The following is a 588-nucleotide window of genomic DNA, read 5'->3' as shown; positions in this document are numbered from 1 at the left end:
GCCGGGGCTGGTGATGCACACCGCCGGCTGGCCGCTGGAGAACGATACCTACGGCGGCTCGTTCCTCTATCACATGGACAACAACCAGGTGGTGGTGGGCTTCGTGGTCGGTCTGGGCTACACGAATCCGTATCTGTCGCCGTTCGAGGAATTCCAGCGCTACAAGACGCATCCGGTGATCCGCGCGATCCTGGAAGGCGGCAAGCGCGTGTCGTACGGCGCGCGCGCGATCACGGCGGGCGGCCTGATGTCGCTGCCGAAGCTGGTGTTCCCGGGCGGCGCGCTGGTCGGCGACGACGCGGGCTTCCTGAACGCATCGCGGATCAAGGGTTCGCATGCGGCGATCAAGACCGGCATGCTGGCCGCCGAAGCCGCGTTCGACGCGGTGCAGGCGGGACGTCAGTCGGATGAACTCACCGCCTATCCGGAGAGCTTCAAGACTTCGTGGCTGCATGGCGAGCTGCATCGGGCGCGCAACTTCAAGCAGTGGATGAGCAAGGGCCTGTACCTCGGCACGTTGATGGTCGGCATCGAGCAGAAGCTGCTGGGCGGCAATGTGCCGTGGACGCTGCATCACCAGCATTCCGA

At 65.1% G+C, this 588-nt stretch carries 1 protein-coding gene; it reads left to right on the top strand.

Going from position 1 to position 588, the window contains the following annotated elements:
- Positions 1-588: NAD(P)/FAD-dependent oxidoreductase (locus HV744_RS36695; RefSeq protein WP_175154103.1), on the top strand; the 588-nt coding region annotated here is incomplete at both ends.

It is taken from the genome of Paraburkholderia ultramafica, assembly GCF_902859915.1.
Lineage (GTDB): Bacteria > Pseudomonadota > Gammaproteobacteria > Burkholderiales > Burkholderiaceae > Paraburkholderia > Paraburkholderia ultramafica.
Note: the sequence above shows the minus strand (reverse complement) of the source record. Positions and strands in the feature narration are given on the sequence as shown.